The 19737-nt window shown below is 70.7% G+C and carries 17 protein-coding genes; 6 read left to right on the top strand and 11 right to left on the bottom strand.

What is annotated here, in order from left to right; translation table 11 throughout:
- Position 1: 1 nt before the first annotated feature.
- The 10 genes from ACIRCZ_RS08950 to ACIRCZ_RS08995 form a co-directional block, all read right to left on the bottom strand.
- The gene (locus ACIRCZ_RS08950; protein WP_402852014.1) at positions 2-814 is read right to left on the bottom strand and encodes an HpcH/HpaI aldolase/citrate lyase family protein; all 813 of its coding nucleotides are present in this window, start codon (positions 812-814) and stop codon (positions 2-4) included.
- Positions 811-2004, bottom strand: coding sequence for a CaiB/BaiF CoA transferase family protein (locus ACIRCZ_RS08955; RefSeq protein ID WP_402852017.1), 1194 nt, complete (start codon positions 2002-2004; stop codon positions 811-813). The genes ACIRCZ_RS08950 and ACIRCZ_RS08955 overlap by 4 nt, the downstream gene beginning before the upstream one ends.
- Positions 2001-4010, bottom strand: a complete 2010-nt coding sequence (locus ACIRCZ_RS08960; protein WP_402852020.1) for an SUMF1/EgtB/PvdO family nonheme iron enzyme — start codon at positions 4008-4010, stop codon at positions 2001-2003. Before ACIRCZ_RS08960 ends, ACIRCZ_RS08955 begins: the two co-directional genes overlap by 4 nt.
- Positions 4011-4071: 61 nt before the next feature.
- Positions 4072-5028 carry a ribokinase gene (locus tag ACIRCZ_RS08965; RefSeq protein WP_402852023.1) on the bottom strand — a complete coding sequence of 319 codons (957 nt, stop codon included), beginning with the start codon at positions 5026-5028 and terminating at the stop codon, positions 4072-4074.
- The gene (locus ACIRCZ_RS08970) at positions 5025-6443 is read right to left on the bottom strand and encodes an ADP-ribosylglycohydrolase family protein (RefSeq protein ID WP_402852026.1); all 1419 of its coding nucleotides are present in this window, start codon (positions 6441-6443) and stop codon (positions 5025-5027) included. Before ACIRCZ_RS08970 ends, ACIRCZ_RS08965 begins: the two co-directional genes overlap by 4 nt.
- Entirely contained in the window at positions 6443-7594 is a 1152-nt protein-coding gene (locus ACIRCZ_RS08975) for an ADP-ribosylglycohydrolase family protein (RefSeq protein WP_055898469.1), read from the bottom strand. Before ACIRCZ_RS08975 ends, ACIRCZ_RS08970 begins: the two co-directional genes overlap by 1 nt.
- Positions 7595-7654: 60 nt before the next feature.
- Positions 7655-8950 (bottom strand): extracellular solute-binding protein, encoded by a 1296-nt coding sequence (locus ACIRCZ_RS08980; RefSeq protein ID WP_402852030.1) that lies wholly within the window; start codon positions 8948-8950, stop codon positions 7655-7657.
- Between the two features lie 58 nt (positions 8951-9008).
- Positions 9009-9938: a carbohydrate ABC transporter permease gene (locus ACIRCZ_RS08985; protein WP_082581568.1), complete on the bottom strand. Its 930-nt coding sequence runs from the start codon at positions 9936-9938 to the stop codon at positions 9009-9011.
- The gene (locus ACIRCZ_RS08990; protein ID WP_402852035.1) at positions 9935-10891 is read right to left on the bottom strand and encodes a carbohydrate ABC transporter permease; all 957 of its coding nucleotides are present in this window, start codon (positions 10889-10891) and stop codon (positions 9935-9937) included. The genes ACIRCZ_RS08985 and ACIRCZ_RS08990 overlap by 4 nt, the downstream gene beginning before the upstream one ends.
- Positions 10888-11931: a LacI family DNA-binding transcriptional regulator gene (locus tag ACIRCZ_RS08995; RefSeq protein ID WP_055898460.1), complete on the bottom strand. Its 1044-nt coding sequence runs from the start codon at positions 11929-11931 to the stop codon at positions 10888-10890. Before ACIRCZ_RS08995 ends, ACIRCZ_RS08990 begins: the two co-directional genes overlap by 4 nt.
- Before the next feature lie 245 nt (positions 11932-12176).
- Here ACIRCZ_RS08995 and ACIRCZ_RS09000 point away from each other — a divergent pair, with 245 nt between their 5' ends.
- The 3 genes from ACIRCZ_RS09000 to ACIRCZ_RS09010 all read left to right on the top strand — a co-directional run bounded on the left by ACIRCZ_RS09000 (position 12177) and on the right by ACIRCZ_RS09010 (position 14294).
- The gene (locus ACIRCZ_RS09000) at positions 12177-12449 is read left to right on the top strand and encodes a DUF2277 domain-containing protein (RefSeq protein ID WP_055898457.1); all 273 of its coding nucleotides are present in this window, start codon (positions 12177-12179) and stop codon (positions 12447-12449) included.
- Positions 12450-12510: 61 nt separating this feature from the next.
- Entirely contained in the window at positions 12511-12987 is a 477-nt protein-coding gene (locus ACIRCZ_RS09005) for a GNAT family N-acetyltransferase (RefSeq protein ID WP_055898454.1), read from the top strand.
- 53 nt (positions 12988-13040) lie between these two features.
- Positions 13041-14294, top strand: coding sequence for a trypsin-like peptidase domain-containing protein (locus ACIRCZ_RS09010; protein ID WP_402852040.1), 1254 nt, complete (start codon positions 13041-13043; stop codon positions 14292-14294).
- Between the two features lie 57 nt (positions 14295-14351).
- Here the strand turns inward: ACIRCZ_RS09010 and ACIRCZ_RS09015 are convergent, their stop codons facing one another.
- Positions 14352-15110 carry an IclR family transcriptional regulator gene (locus tag ACIRCZ_RS09015; RefSeq protein ID WP_402852043.1) on the bottom strand — a complete coding sequence of 253 codons (759 nt, stop codon included), beginning with the start codon at positions 15108-15110 and terminating at the stop codon, positions 14352-14354.
- Between the two features lie 129 nt (positions 15111-15239).
- Here ACIRCZ_RS09015 and hutH point away from each other — a divergent pair, with 129 nt between their 5' ends.
- From hutH to hutI, 3 genes are read left to right on the top strand one after another with little or no spacing between them, the layout of a single operon-like run.
- The gene (gene hutH / locus ACIRCZ_RS09020; protein ID WP_402852046.1) at positions 15240-16787 is read left to right on the top strand and encodes a histidine ammonia-lyase; all 1548 of its coding nucleotides are present in this window, start codon (positions 15240-15242) and stop codon (positions 16785-16787) included.
- Between the two features lie 39 nt (positions 16788-16826).
- A complete protein-coding gene (hutU, locus tag ACIRCZ_RS09025; RefSeq protein WP_055898446.1) occupies positions 16827-18482 on the top strand; it encodes a urocanate hydratase in 1656 nt (551 codons plus the stop codon).
- A gap of 2 nt (positions 18483-18484) precedes the next feature.
- Positions 18485-19699, top strand: a complete 1215-nt coding sequence (gene hutI / locus ACIRCZ_RS09030; RefSeq protein ID WP_402852050.1) for an imidazolonepropionase — start codon at positions 18485-18487, stop codon at positions 19697-19699.
- The last annotated feature ends 38 nt before the right edge of the window (positions 19700-19737 follow it).

Here is a 19737-nt window from a genome sequence, read left to right on the forward strand (position 1 = left end):
GTCAATCAGCACGGGCGGCGAGGATGGCACGGGCTCGGCCGAGCATCGCCGGGTCCACCATCTCGCCGGACGGCAGCGTCGCCACCCCGCCACCTTCGACCGCGGCGAGCACCGCGCGCGCCCAGGCCGTCTCCGTATCAGTGGGCGCGAAGACGGCGGCGATCACCGCGAGCTGGCTGGGGTGCACGGCCGTCCGCCCGAACCAGCCGAGTCGCGCTCCGCGTTCGGTGTCCGCTCGGAGACCGTCGAGGTCGCGGATGTCGGGGTACGCCGACAGCATCGGCGCGGGGAGACCTGCCGCGCGTGCCGCGAAGAGCAGGCGCGTGCGCGCGTAGTCGATCACGACCGCATCCCTGCTGCCGAGGTCGCTTGCGAGGTCGGACTCGCCGAGCGCGATGTGTGCGATAGCGGGGTGCGCGGCGATGGCTGCGGCGTTCTCCACCCCCAGCGCGGACTCGACCAGGGCCGCGATCGGCAGATCGCCCGCCACGGAGACGATCCGCTCGACATCGGCGGCGCTCTCCACCTTCGGCACGCGCAGTTCGATGGGCGCGTCCGTCGCGCGGAGGGCCACGAGCTCGTGGTCCGCTCCCGCGTTCACGCGCACCTGGATGAGCGGGCCACGAGATGCCGAGCCGTTCGACACACGCCCGTTCAGCCACTCCGCGACGGCAGAGAGGGCTCCGGCTTTCGCTTCAGGGGCCACGGCGTCCTCGAGGTCGAGGATCACCAGGTCGGCGCCCGTCGCGACCGCCTTGTCGAACCGGTCCGGGCGGTCGCCCGGCACGTAGAGCCCTGTCACGATCGCGCTCATCGCACGACCCCCTTCGCCCGCAGCGCCTCGACCTGCTCTTGAGTGACGCCGATCTCGGCGAGCACGTCGTCCGTGTCCCGTCCGTGCGGCCGGCCGGTCCAGCGGATCGCACCGGGGGTGTCGGAGAGACGGAACAGCACGTTCTGCATCTTCACCGGCCCCAGTTCGTCGTCGTCGACCGTCTGCACCGTGCCGATCGCCTGGTACTGCGGGTCGGCGAGGATGCCGCGCACGTCGTAGACCTGCGCGATGGCGGCCTGCGCGTCCTCGAACCCGCGGACGACCTCCTCGGTGGGGCGAGCTGCGATCCAGGCCGCGACTGCTGCATCCAGCTCGTCGGCGTGCTCTGCCCTGCTGTGCCCTGTCGCGAACCACGGCTCGTCGATCACATCGGGTCTGCCGACCAGGCGCATCACCCGTTCGGCGATGGACTGCGAGCTGGTGGAGACCGCGACCCAGTCGCCGTCCGCCGTGCGATAGACGTTGCGCGGCGCGTTGTTGACCGAGCGGTTCCCTGTGCGCGGCTGGACGGCGCCGAGCTGGTCGTACGCGGTGATCTGGCCGCCGAGCAGCATCAGGATGGGCTCGATGATCGCGAGGTCGATGACCTGACCGTGCCCGTCGCGTTCCGCTGCGCGCAGCGCGACCATCACCGCGTATGCGGTCGATAAGGCGGCGATGCCGTCCGCCAGTCCGAACGGCGGGAGCGTCGGCGGCCCGTCCGGTTCGCCCGTGAGCGCCGCGAATCCGCTCATCGCCTCGGCCAGGCTGCCGAAGCCGGGACGCGCGGAGTACGGCCCGAACTGGCCGAACGCCGTCACGCGCGCGATCACGAGGCGCGGATTGGCGGCGTGCAGCGCCTCCGGCCCGAGCCCCCAGCGTTCCAGGGTGCCAGGGCGGAAGTTCTCGATCAGCACGTCGGCGTCCGCGGCGAGCGCGAGCAGCAGCTCTGCGCCGTCCGGCGACCCGAGGTCGATGGTGACCGTGCGCTTGTTGCGTCCGAGCGTCTTCCACCACAGGTTCACACCGTCTTTCGCCGGTCCGTGCCCGCGGGCCGCGTCCGGCCGGGTGGGATGCTCGACCTTGATCACGTCGGCGCCGAAGTCGCCGAGGAAGGTCGCCGCGAGGGGCCCGGCGAACAGGGTCGACACATCCAGCACCCGGATGCCGCGGAGGGCGGACTCGCTCATCGCTGGACTCCTCCGTCCACGGCCTGCGTGTCCGTGGTCGGCTCTCCCACAATCAGCTCGTCCGCGCTCGACAGGTCCCATGCGAGCCGGAAGCCGATGCTGCTGGATCGCTCGACGCCCAGTCCGGGAAGCAGGAACTTCAGGCTGAACGACGCGTCTCGCCGTCCGCCGTCCGTGTACCAGTCCGAGCCGGAGGCGACGTGGTCGCTCCCGCCCTTGAGCATGACGAACCGGGTGATGCCGTCGCTGTGCTCGCTCTCCGTCCAGTTCCAGACGGCGGGCTCCGACCTGGCGAAGCCCGGCTGTTCCGCGGCGAGCTGCCACTCGAACTCGTCCGGCAGCCGTGCCCCCGCCCAGGCCGCGTATGCGCGCGCGTCGGCGAGCGAGACCCCGACGGCGGGGGTGTCACCGGATGCGGTGCCCACCAGGAAGCGCGCTCCGGCGACCGGCCGGTACCCCGTGGCCGCCACGAAGCCCGCGAACTCGGCAGCGGTGACCTCCCTCGCGGCTACGGCGACGCGCCCGCGGATCGTGACGGTCAGCGTCTCCCGCCGATCGTCGTGCAGCCGCGGAGGCAGCGGCTTCCACTCCTCCACGTACGGCGCGCCCTGGTAGAAGCCCGTCTCGCGGCGGCGGAAGGTCACAGCGAGCTCGCGCTCGCCCTGTTCCACGACCACCGCATCCACCGGCGCGGTCGCAGCCGGGGTGCGCGGGGGCACCGTGCGTACGGCCTCCCGCGCGGGGAACCGGGCGTCGTCCGCCGCTGTGTCGTCCGCCGCCTCGCGCAGCAGCGACGCGGGATGCGCTCCCCCGGCCACCACCTCGAGGATGCCCGTGACGCCACGCGCGGGAACGCGCACCGCCGTCACGTCCGCCCGTCCCTCGGTCACGTCGTGACGGCGTGCACCGTCGGCGGCGGGTGCCGCCAGCGGGTCTCCCGTCCAGTCCTGGTCTCCCCGGTTCACGACCGTCCACAGGGTCGCTCCGTCTGCCGCGAACCGCGAGACGTACACCCCGGCTGCCAGCGCCTCCTCCGACGCGCCGAGCAGCGGCGACCACTCCCCGTCCACCAGGACGTCGGAGAGCGCACGCTGCACCCGCAGCATCCGTCGCAGCGTCGCCTTGTCCCGCTCGTTCCAGCCGACCCAGACGCCGAACACCGCATCCCAGACCAGCAGACCGGTGCCGTTCATCCACGCGGACTGCAGCTCGTCGCTGTGGTCGCGATTCCAGCGGCGCGTCGAGTGCATCATGTGTCTGCGCTCGAACCAGTGCGCCCGCATCACGCCGGGCGCCGCCGAGTCGGAGAACCACTGGGCCCAGCTCAGCTGGTGGTCCTGGATGCGCTGGTTCGGCACCCTGGACTCCCCCTCGAGCACCTGCGGCGGGGTCGCCTGCAGCAGAGCGTCGATCAGGCGGGCGTCGCCCTCCTTCATCGTGTCGAGGAAGACGCCGTCGACGCCGAGCTCTCCGACGACCTTTGCGAGTTCCTCCGGGTCCGCGTCCGGTGCGCGACGGGTGCCGGTGTCCCACGGGTTGTAGTCGATGAAGATGCGCACTCCGCGGGCGTGGAAGGCCGCGACCACCGCATCCAGGCCCGGGACGTCGCGGTAGAAGTCGAACTGGTTGCGATCGTCGATCCCGATGACCGGGTATGCGTGCCAGAGCACGATGCCGTCGAAGCCGCCGTGGTCGGCCGTCGCGTCGAGGAAGGCGTCGACGGTGAACTCCTGACGCTCGTGGTCGAACAGCCGTTCATCCCACAGCCAGATCTGGGCGACGCTGTACGCCGCACGCGCCCACTCCGTCTCCGCACGCTCGTAGACGGCGCCGTCGTAGTTCAGGCGAGCGCGCGCCTCCTCTCGCCAGGCCGCGAGGTCGGCGCGCCAGGCCGGCCACTCCGCCGGGTCCTCCGGCGCGGCGAAGATCTTCGCGATGTCGCCGGCAGCCGGATCGATGACGCCGCCGCGCGGCAGCACCGTCGGCAGGTCGATCGCCCTGGGCACCAGGGGATCGAAGTCGTTGGTGTTCTCCTCGTCCGGGTCGAACGTGGTGACGGAAGCCTGGTCAGCTGGCCGAGTTGAAATCGTGAATCTCCTCGAGAGTGGGGATGGAGGGCACAGCGCCTGCGCGCTGCACCGAGATGGCGGCGGCGACAGTCGCGAACTCTGCGGCGCGCACCAGCGTGCCGAGGTCGGGGCGGCCACTGCCCGCGCTGCCGTTCGTACCGCGGCGGCGGTCGAGCTCTGCGACGAGCGCGCCGCAGAACGTGTCGCCTGCGCCGGTCGTGTCGACGGCGTCGACCACCTGCCCCGCGACGTGCGCCGGCGGCTCGTCCGGCACCCGGACGATGGCGCCGTCAGCGCCGAGCGTCACGATCACCGCCAGGCCGAGCCTGCTCAGGATCGCGGCGAGATCTTCGCCGCTCGCCTCGTGCACGGCCTCGCCGGTGAGCTCGGCTGCGAGGTGCGCCGCCTCGTGCTCGTTCACCACCAGCACATCCACGTCGGCGAGGAACGCGGCGGAGAGCGACTGGATGGGGGCGGCGTTGAGCACGACCGTGGTCGCGGATGCGTGCGCGACGGCAGCCGCCTCCGTCACAGTGGCGAGCGGCGTCTCCAACTGCAGCAGCAGCACGTCTGCCGCAGCGACGACTTCGCGCTCTGAATCGTCGAGGCCGTCGAGCATCCGGTTGGCGCCGGAATCGACGACGATCGCGTTCTCGGCGGAGACGTCGACCGTGATGATCGCCGTGCCCGTCGGCTCGTCCACCCGCCTGATCCGCAGGTCGACCCCGGCGTCCTCCAGGCTCGCGATCAACCGCTCGGCCGCCGCATCCCTGCCGAGCGCAGCGACGAAGGTCGCCCGCGCGCCCGCGCGAGCCGCGGCGATCACCTGGTTGTTGCCCTTTCCACCGGGAGCGGAGTCGGATCCGACCGCCAGCACGGTCTCACCCGGCGACGGGATGCGCTCCACCCGGTACACGAGATCCAGGTTGGCGCTGCCGACCACGACGACGCTCATCGGGACGCTGCCTCGACCGGCTGGACGCCCGCGCCCTCCGCCAGGCGGAGCGTGCGCGCAGCGAGGTCGCTGAACCGCACGTCGGAGTAGCCGGGAACGCTCGTCGCGAGCGTGTCGTGCAGCGGGTGGATCCAGCGTGCCGGGAGCTCGCGGGCGCCGGTGAGCGCACCCGCGATGGAGCCCGCCGTCGCGCCGACGGAGTCCGTGTCCCAGCCGCCGCTCACCGCGAGGGTGATGGTGCGCTCGAAGTCGCCGTCGCCGCGCGTCAGCGCGAACGCGAGCAGCGCGGAGTTGCCGAGCACGTGCACCCAGTGGAGGTGCCCGAACTCCGCGTGCAGCGCATCCACTGCCGCTTCGTCGTCGAGGTCGCTCGCGCCGAGTTCCGCCCCGCGGCGGATGGCGGAGGCGTATCGGGATGCGGAGGGAACGACGGAGAGGCCGGCGTCGATGACAGCACGGACGTCGGCGGCGATCACGGCCGTCGAGCAGGCCGCCGCCGCGAACATCGCGCCGTACACGCCGTTGCGGCCGTGGCTCAGGCGGGCGTCCGTCCAGGCGAGACGAGCCGCGGCGACCGGATCGCCAGGGTTGGCCCAGCCGTAGACGTCGGTGCGGATCTGCGCGCCGATCCAGTCGCGGAACGGGTTGCGCACGGCGCCTGCCACCGTCGGCTCGTAGCCGTCGAGCAGGTTGCGGTACACGATCCGCTCCGCTGTGAAGACACGGCCGCCCGGCAGGCTGTCCAGCCAGGCCTGCGCGACGTCGTCGGTCGTGAAGCCCGCTCCGACGCGCTCGAGGAGCCCCAGCGCGATGAGCGGGAAGTTCAGGTCGTCGTCCTCTGGCATCCCGTCGATGTTCTCGACGAGGCTGGTCGGACGACTGCGCCGGTTCCAGGGGAAGCGCGCCGCGATGTCGCTGTCGAGTCCCGCCTCGGTGAAGTAGGAGTGGAGAGGCCAGTTCCCCGTCGAGCGCGCGATGGCCCTGATGCCCTCCAGCGAGATCTTCTCCACCGGCTTCCCCAGCAGGCACCCGGCTGCGCGGCCGAGCCAGCCGCCGAGGATGCGGTCGGCGAGGTCGGCGGAGTCAGCGGGACCCACGGCACTCGCGCTGCGCGCACCGCCCGCGCTGTCTGCGCCGGACGCCGCCGCCAGGATCGCGTCGAGTGCGTCCGGCTCCGCCGCGACCAGCTCGGCCGGATCGGCCCGCTCGTCCACCTCGGCGAGGAGGTCTCGCGCGAGCCCGACGAGCGCGGCGGGCGCCGGTTCCGGCGTCGCGCCGCTCACCGCGGCCGTCGGCGTTCCGCCCGCCGCCTCCCAGCGCTTCCGCAGGTCGGCGACCGGCCGGCCGTCGAGTTCGGCGGCCACCAGCGCGTGCGGCAGCAGGTCCTCCGGCTGCGTCCAGCTCAGCCTGAGCACTACGCCACCTCGAGGTCCGCGGCGAAGGCGTCGCGGACGGACGCCACCGAGCGCGCCCGCTCGGCGTCTGCCGCCCAGACCTGGCGCGCCACGGAGGCGATGACCGGCCCCGTGGCCGTGATGTCCATCCGGCTGCCGTCGCTGACGCCGTCGATCCACTCGGCGGGAACCACGTCTACTCCGCCGAGAGCGCCGGCGATCGAGCCGGCCATCACGGCGATCGAGTCGGAGTCGCGGCCGTAGTTGACCGAGCCGAGGACGGCCTCGCTGTAGTCACCCTGCGCGGCCACCAGCATCCCGAGGGCCACCGGCAGTTCCTCGATCGACTTCGTCCTGCTCGGGATGCGCGCATCCTTCGCCGGCTGCCGGTAGTACGGCCCGACGGTGTCGAACGGCTCGACGGCCGAGCGGAGCACACCGAGGCCGGAACGCCAGTCGGTCACCGTCGCCGCAGCGTCGACGACCGATGCGATCGCATCCCTGGTGCCGTCCTTCGCGAGCCGCAGCGCGGTCTCGACGACGCTGGAGACGGACGCCCCCGGCCGCATCGCCTCGGCGACGGCCGCCGCGTAGACGCCTGCAGCCTCCCTGCCGTAGCTGGACTGGTGCGCCCCGGCGACGTCGATGGCCTCCGCGTACGCCGCATCGGGAGCTCCGGCGTTGACGATCCCGATGGGGGCGACGTACATCGTCGCCCCGCAGTTGACGATGTTGCCGACCCCGGCCTCACGCGGGTCGATGTGGCCGTAGTGCAGGCGGGTGACCAGCCACTTCTCCGCGAGGAAGATGCGGTGAAGCAGCAGCCCCTCCGACTCGAACTCCGGGATCCACCGCTTGTCGCCGATCAGCAGCGGCACCAGGTGGTCGGCGATGGCGTACGCGTCCAAGTGGTCGCGCACGGTGTCGTAGACGTCGACGAGAGCCGTCGTCATGAGGGTGTCGTCCGTGACGTGCCCGTCGCCCTTGTGGTACGGCGCGATCGGCCTGGCGTTGCGCCAGTCCTCCAGGAACGGAGGGACGATGCCGGTGATGAAGCCGTCGTAGCGCTCCTGGATGGCCTCCGGCGTGTTGCCCTCCGCCGCTCCTCCGAGCGCGTCGCCGACAGCCGCTCCCGCGAGTGCCCCCGTCGCCTTCATCACCAGCGCGTCCATCGATCCTTCTCCTTGTTTCGGTTGTTCTTCGTCGCCGCGGTCGGCCGGTCTGTCGGCGGGTCAGCCGACCGCCGACCAGCCGTCCGTGAGCTGCTTCTTGAGGTCGTCGAGCGAGATCGAGTTGGCGAAGTACTTCTGCAGCGCCGGGGTGGCGTACTGGTCCTTCCACTGCGGGTAGTTGGTCGCCCCCTGGAACGGTGCCGCCTTCAGGGCCTCGCCCGACTTGAGGATGGCCTCCCAGCCGTTCTTGCCCGACGTGTCCTTCGCGACCTGGTCGCGAGCGGCGGCGGAAGCGGGGATCAGCCAGTCGCCCTCTGCGAGCTTCGCCTGGTTGGCCGCATCCATGAAGTAGTTGATGAACTTCGCGGCCTGCTCGACGTGCTTGCTCTGTGCCGAGACGGACATCGTCTGCGGGTTGGCCGCCTGCGCGGCACCGTCAGCGCCGGCGAGCGGAGGAAGGACGGCCCAGTTGAATCCTGCGGGAGCGGACTCGGTGATCTGCTGCGCCACGTAGTTTCCGCCGACGTACATGGCGTACTTGCCGCCGAAGAAGCCGGGAAGCACGTCCGTGCCGCTCTGCGTCAGCGACGTCGGGTCGAGCGACTTGTCCGTGTACGCCATCTCATTGATGCGCTTGGGCACCTGGAGCTCGTCGTCGCCGACATGGATGGTCGACTTGCCGTCCTTGTTCGTGAAGAAGGTGCCGTCGAAGCCGAGTGCCAGGTTCATGACGGTCGCCGTCGGCTGCTTCAGACCCCATCCTGTGCCGAAGTTCCCTCCGGAGGTGAGCTTCTTCGACAGGTCCTGGAAGTCGTCCCAGGTGAGCGTCTTGCCGCTCGGGACCTCTGCTCCTGCCTTCTTGATGGCGTCGGTGTTCGCGAACACGACGTACGACTGAAGCAGCGTCGGCGCGGCCACGATCTTGCCGTCGCCGGTGGTGACCGAGCTCCAGACGTCCTTCGAGACCTGCTTCTTGACGTCCGCGTCGAGATATTTGCTCAGGTCGGCGAGGTAGCCCTGGTTGGCGAAGCCCATGATGTCGGCGGACTCGTCGTGGATGATGTCCGGGGCCGTTCCACCCTGGAACTGCGTGACGAGCTGGTCGTGCACGTTGTCCCAGCTCCCCTGGCGGAGTTTCACCTGGATGTCCGGGTTCTTCTTGTTCCAGGAGTCCACGATGTCCTTCGTCGCGGCGACGGTGGTGTCCTGATAGGCCAGCGACTGGAAGGTCAGCGTGACCTTGCCGCCGCTGGAGGCGTCGGAACTGCCCGACGTCGAGCATCCGGACAGTGCGAGCGACGCGGCCACGATGCCGGCAACGGCGACGCCCAGACGGGCGGCGGTTGTTGTGCGCATTGCACACCTCTTTCTGTTGATTCGACTCTTGCTGTGGGTGTTGGGGTGGAGCGGGCGTCTAGCCCTTGACGGCCCCGCTCAGGAGGCCGGAGGTCAGACGTTTCTGGATGAGCATGAAGAAGACGAGGCTCGGGATGGTCGCCAGCAGCGATGCGGCGGCGAGCTGACCGAGCTGCACCTGGCCCTCCGCCCCCACGAAGCGGGCGAGCGACAGCGGCAGCGTCTGCAGGTTGGGATCCTGGATGAGGACGAGCGCGAAGAAGAACTCGTTCCAGGCCGAGATGAACGTGAACAGGCTGGTCGCGACGAGGCCGGGGGCGAGCAGCGGCAGCACGATGGAGCGCAGCGTGCGGAACCGGGTGGCGCCGTCCATGGCGCCGGCCTCCTCGAGCTCGACCGGGATCCCCGCGACGTAGCCCTGCAGCATCCACAGGGCGAACGGGAGCGACCACACGGTGTAGACGAGGATCAGCCCGAGCAGGTTGTTGATGAGGCCGATGTTCTTGAGCACCAGGAACAGCGGAATGATGATCAGGATGAACGGGAAGACCTGGCTGAGCAGGATCCAGCCGGTCGCCAGCCCGCGCAGCTTGGTGCGGAAGCGGGCGAGGGCGTACGCGGCGGGAAGCGAGATGACGGTCACCAGCACCGTGGTGGCCACCGCGACGATCAGGCTGTTGCCCGCCGACGTGAACAGGTTGGCCTTCTCGATCGCTTGAGCGAAGTTGTCCCAATTGAACGAGGTGGGGAAGAACCCCGGGTTCGGGGACTGCAGCTCGCGCGGCGTCTTGAACGCCGTCGTCAGCAGGAACAGCAGCGGGAAGCCGAGGAACACGATGTAGGCGAACAGCGCCAGGTATTGCAGCGGCCGGCCGATCATGCGGCCGCGCCGCAGGGAGCCGCTGTGCGACGCGTCCGGCTTGCGGTCGCGCGCGGGGCCCTGGCTGGTCGCCGCGTCGCTCTGGGTGCGGGTGTCGGTGGTGCTCATGAGTTCCGGCTCCTCATCTGGCCGCGCAGGTAGACGAACAGGAAGACGGCGATCACCACGACCATCACGTTGCCCATCGCGGCGGCGTACCCGAAGTTCCCGTAACGGAACGCCTCGTTGTATGCGAACAGCATCGGGAGCATGGTCGTGCCTCCCGGTCCTCCCGCCGTGAGCACGAAGACGAGCGCGAACGAGTTGAAGTTCCAGATCAGGTCGAGCGTGGTGATCGCGATGATGATCGGCCGCAGCGCAGGAAGCGTGACGTGCCAGAACCTGCTCCAGGTGCCGGCGCCGTCGATGGCCGCGGCCTCCAGCAGCTCGGTCTGCACGCTCTGCAGTCCGGCGAGCAGGGTGATGGTGGTCTGCGGCATCCCAGCCCAGACGCCGACGATGATCACGACAGGCAGAGCGATGGATGCATCCCCCAGCCAGTTGATGTCGCTCGGCAGCCCGACCGCTTTCAACGTCTGGTTGATCGGCCCGTAGCTCGGATTGAGCATCAGCCTCCACATGATCGCGATGATCACCGGCGGCATGGCCCACGGGACGAGAGCGAGCGTGCGGGCCAGCCAGCGCATCCTGAGGTTGAGGTTGAGCAGGAGGGCGAGCCCGAGGGAGGCCAGGAACTGCAGGATCGTGACGCTGAACGCCCAGACCAGGCCGATGCCGAACGAGCTCCAGAAGAGCTGGTTGGAGCCGAGCTTGACGTAGTTGTCGATGCCGTTGAAGTTGACCGGCAGGTTGAGCCCGGCGCGCGCGTCCGTGAAGCCGAGGAAGATGCCCTGCACCAGCGGATAGACGCTGAACAGCACGATCGGGATGAGCGCGGGAAGGACGAGCAGCCAGGCGTCGCGTCCTCCGTCGCCCGCTGGGCCTCCGCGGTTGCGGCGGCGGCGCTTCGGTGTCTTGGCTGCGTCGCCGGGGGCGACGATCACGGGTGCGGAGGTCGTCACGCCGGCACCTCCGCCGTTTCCTTCGCGTCCGCTTTCACGACCGACGACTCCCGCACGGAGAGTGTCGGCTCGATCACCACCTGCTTGACGGCCGCATCCGGGTTGGCGAGACGGCGCAGGAGCAGCTTCGCCGCCGCCTTGGCGCGCTTGCCAGAACCGAGGTCGACGCTCGTGATCGACGGGTTGGCGAGCTCGGCGGCGTCGGTGTCGTCCATGCCGACCACCGCCACGTCCTCCGGGACGCGCACGCCACGGCTCGTGAGCTCCTTCAAGGTCGCGACGGCGAGAAGGTCGTTGGCGCACACGATCGCGTCGGGGGTCGACCGGCCGAGCAGCTTGGCTGCCGCCTTGCGACCCGCTTTGTACGTGAAGTCTGACGCGGCGATCTGCACGTCGGCGCTCGTGCTGAGGCCGAATCGGTCGATGGCATTCAGGTATCCGCTGAGCCGGGCAGCACCAGGGACCGTGTCGACGGGACCGTTGACGAAAGCGATGCGCTTGCGTCCCTGACCGACGAGGTGTTCGACGGCGAGGCCGATACCGGCGACGGAGTCTGCGCGCACGTTGTCGAGGTCGACGCCCGCCGGAAGCGAGCCGATGATCACGATCGGCAGCCGGCTGGCGCGCAACGCATCCACCAGGGGCTCCGTCACGCGCAGCGGGCTGAGCAGGAGTCCGTCGACGAAGCCGCGGTTCAGGCTGCCGAGGAGCTCGATCTGATCCTGCGGGTCGTTGCCCGTCGAGGAGAGCACCAGTCGATACCCGGCCTTGGAGACGACCCGGGCGACCTCGTGCATCATCGCGACGTAGACCGGGTTTCCGACGTCGGCGACGGCGAACGAGATCTGGTCGGTGCGGCCGACCTTGAGCGAGCGGGCTGTGGCGTCGGGAACGTAGCCGAGGGCATCGGCCGCCTCACGGACCTTTGCGGTCAGTTGCGGCGACGCCGGCAGTCCGTTCAGCACCCGGGAGACCGAGGCGATCGAGACTCCTGCGCGCTCCGCCACGAGGACGAGCGTCGACTTCCTGCTCTCGGCCATGGTGCTCCCTGCATCATCGAAGGTGGTTTAGTAAACGTTTACAAGAACGTTTACAGAGACTATAGGCCCCCACCCCCGCCCGCTGCAACTCACCCGTCCCCGTCCCTCCCCGTCTCTCTCCGTCCCCCCAAAACCATCGAGCCCGGACTTGTGCATGCGACACGCCGGGACGAGGCGGCGTGTCGCATGCACAAGTCCGGTCTCGATTGCTGCGGAGGATGGCCGAGCGGCGTACCCTCTGTGGCATGTGCCGGAACATCCACACCCTTCACAATTTCGAGCCGGCCGCGACGAGCGACGAAGTGCACGCTGCGGCCCTCCAGTACGTGCGCAAGATCAGCGGCACGACGAAGCCGTCGAAGGCCAACGCCGAGGCGTTCGACAGGGCGGTCGCCGAGATCGCCCACCTCACGCAGCACCTCCTCGAGGATCTGGTGACGACTGCGCCTCCCAAGAATCGCGAGGAGGAGGCGGCCAAGGCGAAGGAGCGCTCCGCGCGTCGGTTCGCTGCGGCCTAGCCGAGGCGGGCGTCCGCAGCCGGAAACATCCCTGCAACGACGAATCGCTACGATCGTCGCCATGCACACCGCCATCGCCGCAGAGCCGCCACGCAGCCCAGACGTCGAGGAGCTGCTGCGCCTTGGCGACGAGTTCACCTTCGCGCTGTACCCGGCGGAGAGCTGCTACCTGCTGGATGTGTCGGAGCTGGAGGCGCCTGGCGTCACAGTGTTCGTCGGCCGCGACGAGGCGGGCCGCGCCCTCGGAATGGCGGCCGTCGTAGTGAAGCCCGACGGCTCCGCTGAGGTCAAGCGGATGTTCGTGCACGAGGATGCGCGCGGCCGCGGCCTCGCATCCTCCCTGCTCGGGGCGGTGGAGGCCCAGGCTGCGGCGGCCGGTGTCGGCACCCTTCAGCTCGAGACGGGTCCGTTGCAGCACGCGGCGATCGCGCTGTACGAGCGCAATGGGTACGCGCGCATCCCGAACTTCGGCCCGTACGTGGGCGACCCGCACTCGATCTGTTACGCCAAGCGGCTCGCCGAGGTCGCTGCTCTCTAGCGTCCGCGTCGCGGGAGCCGCTAGCCTGACGCCATCGGCGGAAGGGGCCAGCGATGAGCGACGACACGAGTGCGACTGGGCCATCCGGCGAGACGCCGCAGCCACAGGATCCGGCACCCACCGGACCGGCACCCACCGGACCGGCACCCGCCGGACCGGTACCCGCCGGACCGGCACCCACCGGACCGGCACCCACCGGACCGGTACCCGCAACACCCGCCACCGCGACCACCCCAGCGACCCAGCCCGCCAGCACCGGCCGCGCCTGGCTGATCGCCGGCCTCGCCACCGCTGCCGCCCTCATCCTGATCGCGGGCGGCTTCATCGCGGGCACCGTCACCACCGTCGCGCTGTCGTCAGGCTCCAGCGGGGCCTGCAACGCCGTCAGCGTTGCCGACCGCGTGCTGCCGAGCATCGTCACCATCAACGTCGCCGGCCCGACGGGGGCGGGGAGCGGCAGCGGCCAGGTCATCAGCAGCGACGGCTACATCCTCACCAACAACCACGTCATCTCGCCCGCCGCATCCGGCGGAACGCTCTCCGTGCGGTTCAGCGACGGCCACACCGCGGACGCCACCCTCACCGGCCGCGACCCGAAGACCGATCTCGCCGTCATCAAGGTGTCCAACGAGAAGTCGTTGTCGGTGATCGACGTCGGAGACTCGCACTCGCTCGTCGTCGGCGAACCGGTCGTCGCCCTCGGCGCGCCGCTCGGCCTGTCGAGCACGGTCACGGCCGGCATCGTGAGCGCGCTCGGCCGCACCGTCCCCGTGCCGAGCGACGACGACCGCAACGCGATCCTCGTCGGCGCCATCCAGACGGACGCGTCGATCAACCCCGGCAACTCCGGAGGAGCCCTCGTCGACTGCAGCGGCCGGCTGGTCGGAGTGAACACGGCCATCGCGACCGTCCCCGGCGACAACGGCCAGCGCAGCACGGGCAGCGTCGGCATCGGGTTCGCCGTCCCGCAGGCGATGGCCATGCCGATCGCGCACGAGCTGATCGACACCGGCACCGTCAGCTACCCGACCGCCGGGGTGGATGCGGTCCCCATTCCCCACGCGGTCGCCCAGCACTACGGCGTGAGCGACGGCCTGTTCGTCCAGGCGGTCACGCGCGGAGGCCCAGCGGCGGACGCCGGCATCCGGCCGGGCGACATCATCACCTCGATCAACGGCTCGCCGGCGGTCAGCATCGACGTGCTCACCGCGATCCAGGTCACCAGCCAGCCCGGCGACGAGGTGAAGGTCGAGTACGAACGCGGCGGGCAGCGGCACACCACGACGGTGACGCTCGCCGAAGGGTAGCGGCGGCAGGCAGCGCAGCAGCAGGCAGCACGGCCGAAGGGCGGAGCATGGACCCCGTCAGCTCCCGCGGATGCGTCTGGACAGTTCCGCCGCCGCCTCCGCCACCCGCTCTGCCAGCGCATCCCAGTGCTCGTGCGCAATATTCTCCCGCGGGAATGTGACGGCGATGCCCGCGGCCGGCCACCCGGCGTGGTCACGCACAGGAACCGCCACCGACGCGAAGCCCGGCGTCACCTCGCCGTCCTCCGTCGCGTACCCGCGCTCACGCACCTCGGCCACCACGCGCTTGAGTTCTCCGTAGGTGTGCGGCCCGGAGCCGGTGCGGTCTTCGAACGCCGCCGCGTCGGGGTAGAGCGCGCGGAGCTGCCCGGCCGGCAGCGTGGCGAGCAGAGCCCGGCCGCTCGCCGTGAGGTGGCTGGGCAGGCGGACGCCGACGTCCGTCACCAGCCGCGGGCGGCGTGGTGCGCGCTCTTCGACGATATAGACGACGTCCCGCCCGTGCAGCACCGCCACGTGACCGGACTCCCCGATACCGTCGACGAGCGCGGCGAGGATCGGCCGTCCCAGCCTGCTCAGCGGCTCCTGGCGAGAGAAAGCCGAGCTGAGCTCGTACGCCGCGACGCCGAGCCCGTACCGCTTCGCCTCCGGGAAGTGCAGCACGAAGCCGTGATCGCACAGCACCGTCAGCAGGTGGTACACGGTCGAGCGGGGCAGCCCGAGCGCGGCGGCCACGTTCGCCGCCGGCACCGGCCCACGCTGCGCGCTCAGGTACTCCAGTATGCGCAGCGTGTTCTCCGCCGCAGGAACCTTGCTCACCGCAGTCCCTCCTGATCGCATTCCGCCGTGCCGCATCCCGTTCTTCGCCCGCACGCGTCGTCTGGGATACCGGACGGGGATGAGCATACAGGCGGGACAGAGACGCCTGCGAGGGAGTGAGATCGGATCATGCTCCACACCACGCACACCGTCACGGTCGGCGCGCACCCGCTCAGCGTCGCGGACGTCGTCGCCGTCGCCCGCCACGATGCCCCCATCGAACTCGACACGGCGTCGCTCGACCAGGTGGAGGCGTCGCGCGCGATCGTCGAAGCCCTCGCCGACGACGTCGAGCCGCACTACGGCATCTCCACCGGTTTCGGCGCCCTCGCCACCACGTTCATCCCGAGCGACAGGCGTGCGCAGTTGCAGGCCAGCCTCGTCCGCTCGCACGCTGCAGGCTCCGGCCAGGAGGTCGAGCGCGAGGTCGTCCGCGCACTGATGCTGCTCCGCCTCTCCACCCTGATGACCGGCCGCACCGGCGCCCAGCGCGCGACCGTCGAGACGTACGCGGCTCTGCTCAACGCGGACATCACACCGGTGGTGCGGGAGTACGGCTCGCTCGGCTGCTCAGGCGACCTCGCCCCGCTCGCCCACTGCGCCCTCGCGGCGATGGGCGAGGGCCAGGTGCGGGTCGGCGGCGAGCTGGTCGACGCATCCACTGCTCTGGCGGAGGCCGGGATCAGCCCGGTCGTCCTCGCCGAGAAGGAAGGCCTCGCGCTCATCAACGGCACCGACGGGATGCTCGGGATGCTCGCCATCGCCATCCACGACCTCACCGCCCTGCTGAGCACGGCCGACATCGCTGCGGCCATGAGCGTCGAGGCCCTGCTCGGCACGGACGCCGTGTTCGCCGACGACCTGCAGCGATTGCGCCCGCAGCACGGCCAGGCCGTCGCCGCCGCGAACCTGCGAGCGATGCTCGCCGGGTCGCCCATCGTCGCGAGCCACAAGGGCCCGGAGTGCACCCGTGTGCAGGACGCGTACTCGCTGCGATGCGCCCCGCAGGTCCACGGCGGCGCCCGCGACACCCTCGCGCACGCGACCATCGTCGCCGAGCGCGAACTCGCCTCCGCCATCGACAACCCGGTGCTCACCCTCGACGGGCGCGTCGAATCGAACGGCAACTTCCATGGCGCCCCCGTCGCATATGTCCTCGACTTCCTCGCCATCGTCGCCGCCGACGTCGCCAGCATGTCGGAGCGGCGCACCGACCGCTTCCTCGACCAGTCCCGCAACCAGGGGCTCACTCCGTTCCTCGCCCACGAGGTCGGCGTCGACTCCGGGCTGATGATCGCGCAGTACACGGCCGCCGGCATCGTCTCCGAGCTGAAGCGCCTGGCCTCGCCCGCCTCTGTCGACTCGATCCCGTCGTCGGCGATGCAGGAGGACCACGTCTCGATGGGCTGGGCAGCGGCCCGCAAGCTGCGTCGCTCCATCGACGGACTCGGCCGGGTGCTCGCCATCGAGGTCATGACCGCAGCCCGCGGTGCCGACCTGCGCGCGCCGCTGCGGCCGGGGGCGGCGACCGGCGCCGTGATCGCCGAGGTGCGCGAGGTGGTCGCAGGGCCTGGCTCGGACCGCTACCTGTCGCCCGAGATCGAGGCCGTCGTCGCGCTCGTGCAGTCCGGCCGCGTGCTGGCCGCCGCCGAGAGCGTGACCGGTCCGCTCGGCTGACGTCAGCCACTGATTCACTCACCGAAGAGGAGACACCACATGCAGGGAGCACGAGAGGTCCGCGCCCCGCGCGGCACCACCCTCAGCGCGAAGAGCTGGCAGACCGAGGCGCCGCTCCGGATGCTCATGAACAACCTCGATCCCGACGTCGCCGAGCGCCCGGACGACCTCGTCGTCTACGGCGGAACCGGCCGCGCTGCAAGGAGCTGGGAGGCGTTCGACGCGATCGTCCGCACCCTGCGCGCCCTCGAATCGGACGAGACCCTGCTGGTGCAGTCCGGCAAACCGGTCGGCGTGTTCCGCACGCACGAGTGGGCGCCGCGCGTGCTCATCGCCAACTCGAACCTCGTCGGCGACTGGGCCACCTGGCCGGAGTTCCGCCGCCTCGAAGCTCTCGGGCTCACGATGTACGGCCAGATGACCGCAGGGTCGTGGATCTACATCGGCACCCAGGGCATCCTCCAGGGCACGTTCGAGACCTTCGCGGCCGTCGCCGCCAAGCGGTTCGGCGGCACCCTCGCCGGCACGATCACCCTCACCGGCGGCGCCGGCGGCATGGGAGGCGCGCAACCGCTCGCGGTCACCATGAACGAAGGTGTGGTGCTCATCGTGGACGTCGACCCGACCCGGCTACAGCGCCGCATCGACCACGGCTACCTCGACGAGCTCGCCGACGACCTGGACGACGCCGTCGCCAGGGTGCTCGCCGCCAAGGAGGCGCGCATCCCGTTGTCGGTCGGTCTCGCCGGGAACGCCGCGACCGTCTTCCCCGAGCTTCTGCGCCGTGGGGTGCCGATCGACGTCGTCACCGACCAGACCAGCGCGCACGACCCGCTCAGCTACCTGCCGGAGGGCTACACGGTGGAGGAGTGGCACGACGCTGCCGCTGCGGACCCGGAAGGCTTCACCGCCGCATCCCGTGCGTCGATGGCGAAGCACGTCGAGGCGATGGTGGGATTCCAGGATGCGGGCGCCGAGGTGTTCGACTACGGCAACTCCCTGCGCGCAGAGGCCGAGCTGGGCGGCTACGAGCGGGCGTTCGACTTCCCCGGTTTCGTGCCCGCGTACATCCGTCCGCTGTTCGCCGAGGGCAAGGGCCCGTTCCGCTGGGCGGCGCTCTCCGGCGACCCGGCAGACATCGCGGCGACCGACCGCGCGATCCTGGAGCTGTTCCCCGAGGATGAGCACCTGCGCCGCTGGATCACGCAGGCGAGCGAGAAGGTGCACTTCGAGGGCCTTCCCGCCCGCATCTGCTGGCTCGGATACAAGGAGCGCCACCTCGCCGGCCTGAAGTTCAACGAGATGGTCGCCAGCGGCGAGCTCTCCGCGCCGATCGCGATCGGCCGCGACCACCTCGACTCCGGTTCTGTCGCCTCTCCGTACCGCGAGACGGAGTCGATGGCGGACGGTTCGGACGCGATCGCCGACTGGCCGCTCCTGAACGCGATGCTGAACACCGCCTCCGGCGCCACCTGGGTGTCCATCCATCACGGAGGCGGCGTGGGAATCGGCCGCTCCATCCACGCCGGCCAGGTGATCGTCGCCGACGGCACCCCGCTGGCGGCCGAGAAGATCGAGCGCGTGCTGATCAACGACCCTGGAACCGGCGTGATGCGGCACGTGGATGCGGGGTACGAGCGGGCGGTGGAGGTCGCGGAGGAACGCGGCCTGCGCATCCCGATGCGGGAGGGGTGAGCGTGGACGGGGATCGGGTGGGCGCCGCTGCCGCTCCGCTGCTCGTGACCGGGATCGGCGAGCTGGTCACCAACGACCTGTCCCGTGCCGGCGCGCTCGGGCTGGTGTCGTCGGCGTCGCTGCTCGTCGCTGACGGCCGCGTGCTGTGGTCGGGCGAAGCGTCTGCGCTGCCGGCCGAGTTCGCCGCGACGGCCGCGCAGGCTGAGGTCGTGGACGTCGGAGGCGCCGCTGTGATCCCCGGCTTCGTCGACAGTCACACGCACCTCGTCTTCGGCGGCGATCGGGCGGCGGAGTTCGAGGCGCGGATGTCCGGTCAGCCGTATTCCGCGGGCGGCATACGCAGCACTGTTGCGGCAACCCGTGCGGCGACGGATGCGTTCCTGGCCAGCCGCCTGGACGGTTTCGTCGCCGAACTTCACGCGCAGGGCACCACGACGTTCGAGGTCAAGAGCGGCTACGGCCTCACCGTGGAGGACGAGGCCAGGCTTCTGCGGCTGGCCTCCCTGGTGACCGCGGAGACCACCTTCCTCGGCGCGCACGTCGTCCCCGCCGAGTACGCCGACGACCCGGACGCCTACGTCGACCTCGTCGTCGGCCCCATGCTCGACGCGTGCGCCCCGCACGCCCGCTGGATCGACGTGTTCTGCGAGACCGGCGCCTTCACTCCGGAGCAGTCCCACCGCATCCTGTCGGCGGGCGCGGCTCGCGGCCTCGGCGTGCGCGTGCACGCCAGCCAGCTCGCGCCCGGCCTCGGTATCGCCCTCGCCGTCTCGCTGCACGCCGCGAGCGTCGACCACTGCACCTACCTCACCGACGACGACATCTCCCGCCTCGCCGCCTCCGACACGGTCGCCACGCTCCTCCCCGGCGTCGAGTTCTCCACCCGCCAGCGGTACCCGGATGCGCGCCGCCTCCTCGACGCCGGCGTCACCGTCGCCATCGCGAGCGACTGCAACCCCGGCTCGTCCTTCACGTCGTCGATGCCGTTCTGCATCGCGGTCGCTGTGCGCGACATGGGCATGACCCCCACCGAGGCCGTCTGGGCGGCGACCGCCGGCGGGGCGGCCGCGCTGCGGCGGGAGGACGTGGGGCACCTCGCGCCGGGCGCGCTGGCCGACTTCGTCGTGCTGCGTGCGCCGGGGTACGTGCACCTCGCGTACCGGCCGGGGGTGCCGCTGGTGGATGCGGTCTACCGCGGCGGGACGCGCGTGGCGTGAGACGGTGCGGCTGACCCGCGCGAGCGCTCCGCGCGGCG

The organism is Leifsonia sp. NPDC102414 (assembly GCF_044765685.1).
GTDB lineage: Bacteria > Actinomycetota > Actinomycetes > Actinomycetales > Microbacteriaceae > Leifsonia.

Bases quoted from the DNA above. Each gene is read 5' to 3' on its own strand.
- ACIRCZ_RS08985 (WP_082581568.1), bottom strand. From the start codon at position 9,938: ATGAGCACCACCGACACCCGCACCCAGAGCGACGCGGCGACCAGCCAG.
- ACIRCZ_RS09010 (WP_402852040.1), top strand. From the start codon at position 13,041: ATGAGCGACGACACGAGTGCGACTGGGCCATCCGGCGAGACGCCGCAG.
- ACIRCZ_RS08955 (WP_402852017.1), bottom strand. From the start codon at position 2,004: ATGAGCGAGTCCGCCCTCCGCGGCATCCGGGTGCTGGATGTGTCGACC.
- ACIRCZ_RS08965 (WP_402852023.1), bottom strand. From the start codon at position 5,028: ATGAGCGTCGTCGTGGTCGGCAGCGCCAACCTGGATCTCGTGTACCGG.
- hutU (WP_055898446.1), top strand. From the start codon at position 16,827: ATGCAGGGAGCACGAGAGGTCCGCGCCCCGCGCGGCACCACCCTCAGC.
- ACIRCZ_RS08950 (WP_402852014.1), bottom strand. From the start codon at position 814: ATGAGCGCGATCGTGACAGGGCTCTACGTGCCGGGCGACCGCCCGGAC.
- ACIRCZ_RS08995 (WP_055898460.1), bottom strand. From the start codon at position 11,931: ATGGCCGAGAGCAGGAAGTCGACGCTCGTCCTCGTGGCGGAGCGCGCA.
- ACIRCZ_RS09000 (WP_055898457.1), top strand. From the start codon at position 12,177: ATGTGCCGGAACATCCACACCCTTCACAATTTCGAGCCGGCCGCGACG.
- hutH (WP_402852046.1), top strand. From the start codon at position 15,240: ATGCTCCACACCACGCACACCGTCACGGTCGGCGCGCACCCGCTCAGC.
- ACIRCZ_RS08980 (WP_402852030.1), bottom strand. From the start codon at position 8,950: ATGCGCACAACAACCGCCGCCCGTCTGGGCGTCGCCGTTGCCGGCATC.
- ACIRCZ_RS09005 (WP_055898454.1), top strand. From the start codon at position 12,511: ATGCACACCGCCATCGCCGCAGAGCCGCCACGCAGCCCAGACGTCGAG.
- ACIRCZ_RS08975 (WP_055898469.1), bottom strand. From the start codon at position 7,594: ATGGACGCGCTGGTGATGAAGGCGACGGGGGCACTCGCGGGAGCGGCT.